This window comes from Brevundimonas sp. (assembly GCF_032017145.1).
GTDB lineage: Bacteria > Pseudomonadota > Alphaproteobacteria > Caulobacterales > Caulobacteraceae > Brevundimonas.
The window spans coordinates 1-2,210 of the sequence record NZ_DALZQC010000207.1; the positions used below are offsets into that span (position 1 = coordinate 1).

A 2,210-nucleotide genomic window follows, 5' to 3' on the forward strand; every position below is an offset into this window, starting at 1 on the left:
ATCGGCGCGGGCGCCGGCTTCGGCGCTGAGCAGTTGCGCGCGGGACGCCTCGACCTCCTGTCGGGCGACAACGCCCTGGTCCGCCAGATTGCGGTTGCGTTGATAAGCCTGGCGCGCCACTTCAGTTTCGGCGGCCGCCGCGTCTGCGTCCGCGCGGAACGTCGCCGCTTCACCGCTGACGACGCTCGCCAGGGGCTGACCGATCCGGACCGACTGGCCCGGAGCTACGAGAACCCGCTCGACCCGCCCGCCGACGGACGCCGCCACAGCGGCGCGCGCGTCGACCATGGGCTCGACCCGCCCGGAGAGCCGGGTTTCGGCGCCCCCTCCCCGACCGACGCCGACCACGATCAGGTTGGCGGCCTGGGCCTGGGCCGCGCTCAGAGCGACGAAGCCTTCCGGCGCTTCGGCCTCGCCTTCGTGGCCGGCTTCGCCCTCGGCATGAGCGCCCTCTTCTTCAGCGTGACCCGCCTCACCCTCGGCGGCGGCTGGAGCGGCGTCCGGCCCGCGCGTGAGCAGGAACAGCCCGCCTCCGCCAAGCAGAACGACGGCGGCGGCGCCGCCGATCAGCAACGTCTTGTTGGATGTGCGCTTGCGCATCATTGGGCTCCTTGGAAGGGGGCGCGGCCGTCCTGGCGCGCGAGTTCAATCTCGGCCTGGACACGTGCAAGGCGTGCATCGACGGCCGAAGTCCGAGCTGAGATCAGGGCGGTGCGTGTGACCCGCAGTTCGAGCTGGGAGATCCTCCCGGCTTCGGTTCCAATCCGCGACAGACGGTAGGCTTCCTCAGCGGACGCCACCCCTGCATCGGCGGCGGAGACCCGGCTGACGGAGGCGGCAAGCCGCGCCCGCGCCGCGGCGCGATCGGCCTGGGCTTCCTGACGGGCTCCAAGAAGCCGCGCGTCCGCAGCCCGGAAGTCGGCCTGCGCCGCGTCTATGTTCCCGCGGTTGCGGTCGAACAGGGGCAGCGGCATGCTGACGCCGAAAGTCAACGCCGTCGCGTCCTCCATCTCGTATCGACGGACACCGACGCTGGCGTTGATGTCCGGGCGCGAGCGGATTCGCTCCACGTCGATCCGGCGTTCGGCGGCCGCGCGGTGAGCCTCGGCGACGCGAACGGTCGGCGCATCCGCCGGGGCCGCGAAGGTGGCGGCAGGCGCGAGGTCCAGCAGGCTGGCGTCGATGGTCGTCACCGGAGCCGCCAGCATGGCGACTGCGGTCAGTCGCGCGAAGGCCGCGTCGCGCTCCGCGACGGCCTCATCGCGCGAGGCACGCGCCGCAGCCGCTTCGCTTTCACCCTGGATGCCGCGCAGCAGTGGCTCACGGCCTTCTTCGACAAGAACGAGGGCGGCCCTCGCATCGGCGATGGTCAAGGTAAGGCTTTCCTCGGCGAGCACGGCCCGCCGTTGAGCGGCTTCCGCATCGGCATAGACCTGTGCGAGTCGTCCGGCGGCGTCGATGATGGCGAGGTCCCGTTGCAGCGCCGCGGTTCCGGCTTCCGCGCGGGCGACATTCACCCGCGCGGTTCGGCGTCCCCAGAGCTCAAGGTCCTGACTGATCGACAAGGTGGTTTCTGCGTTGGCGTAGCCTGAGAAGGGCCCCGTGCCGAACGCGTTTTCGGCGTCGAGAGCGATCGTCGGATTAGGCCTGACACGGGCCTGGCGGACACGCGCTTCAGCGGCGTCGGACAGGGCGCCGGCTTCAAGGGTGGCCGGGGTTTGATCGAGCTGGGCGAGCAGCTCGGCGAACGACGGAGCGGGGTCAGCCCAAGCGGGACTGGCCAGCACGGCCGCAAATGCGGCCAGCGCGCAGCCGACCGCGAAACGCGGCGGCCTGCGATGTGAGGGAGGCATGATTCATCTTCCAGAAATTTGACACGAGATCGCGCGCACGGCGGCGCAGACGTCGTGTCAGACTCTGGGCGGACGCTTCAGGCCGTCGGGCGAGATCGACGACGGAAAATCACTCGAGGGGAAGGCGTGAACCGGCCTTGCGTGGATTTGCATCGCGATGTCGTCGGCGACATCCGCACGGGCGGTTCCGTTGTGGTGGCAGTGGCCGTGGGTGCAGACTCCGTGCCCACCGCCAAGGTCGCCCTGGTCGCTATCGCCTGCATCCTGAGCGACAATGGCGTGAGCCGAGGTCGTCTCTGGGGCGCAGGTCGCGGCGTCAGCGATCGGGGCGACGAAAAACACGGCGGAGACCAGGGT

2 protein-coding genes and 1 pseudogene are annotated in these 2,210 nt (G+C 70.3%); 1 reads left to right on the plus strand and 2 read right to left on the minus strand.

The genetic code is table 11. The annotated features are described in order from the left end of the window. Together RTU05_RS17970 and RTU05_RS17975 are read right to left on the minus strand one after the other, a co-directional pair. Window positions 1-600, minus strand: a pseudogene (locus RTU05_RS17970) (biotin/lipoyl-binding protein); the annotation flags it as partial. Next, complete coding sequence (locus tag RTU05_RS17975; protein WP_291836590.1) at window positions 600-1,787, minus strand: TolC family protein; 1,188 nt, start codon at window positions 1,785-1,787, stop codon at window positions 600-602. The pseudogene RTU05_RS17970 and the gene RTU05_RS17975, both read right to left, overlap by 1 nt. Before the next feature lie 207 nt (window positions 1,788-1,994). Here RTU05_RS17975 and RTU05_RS17980 point away from each other — a divergent pair. Next, a partial coding sequence (locus tag RTU05_RS17980) for a glutamate synthase-related protein (RefSeq protein ID WP_312599648.1) occupies window positions 1,995-2,210 on the plus strand: 216 nt, incomplete at its 3' end.